The sequence below is a fragment of the Ruminococcus sp. AF31-8BH genome (assembly GCF_003460605.1).
GTDB lineage: Bacteria > Bacillota > Clostridia > Lachnospirales > Lachnospiraceae > Blautia_A > Blautia_A acetigignens.
Genome location: NZ_QTVN01000040.1, coordinates 1 through 413, shown reverse-complemented (window position 1 = coordinate 413; position 413 = coordinate 1). Strand labels below are relative to the sequence as shown.

The 413-nt window shown below is 45.8% G+C and carries 2 protein-coding genes; both read right to left on the bottom strand.

Features of this window, described 5'->3' with window-relative positions:
* Positions 1-157: TnpV protein (locus tag DWZ38_RS23035; RefSeq protein ID WP_243000520.1), on the bottom strand; the 157-nt coding region annotated here is incomplete at its 3' end.
* Positions 117-413 (bottom strand): helix-turn-helix domain-containing protein (locus DWZ38_RS21840; protein WP_347520337.1); only part of this gene is annotated, 297 nt, incomplete at its 5' end. The genes DWZ38_RS23035 and DWZ38_RS21840, both read right to left, overlap by 41 nt.

Sequence of the window (413 nt, the reverse complement as noted above, 5' to 3'; positions counted from 1 at the left end):
TGGCTGGGTGGACTTCCCTTAAATATTCCCGGTGCATCCGTCCGTACTTTCCGATAGGGCGGTGTTCCTCCGGCAGTTTCAAGTCCGGGATATAGTAATCTCCGACAAGGATATAATCAATTCCGTTTTCCGTTATTCTTGGTTTCAATTCTCTCATGTTCCTTACCTCCTGTGGAAGCAGGCTCGTCTGGTACTAACTCAATCACATCGGTAATCTCACAATTCAGCGTTTCACAGATACGGGCTAATGTGTCCATGCTGATGTGCTTTCCCTCTTTGCTCATGTTGGCAATCATATTCGTTGTCATACCAGCGGCAAGCCTTAAATCCTCTTTCCTCATATCACGCTCTAACAGTGTGTGCCAGAGTGGTTTATAGCTGATGTGCATATTGTTTTCCTGCCTTTCTATCCA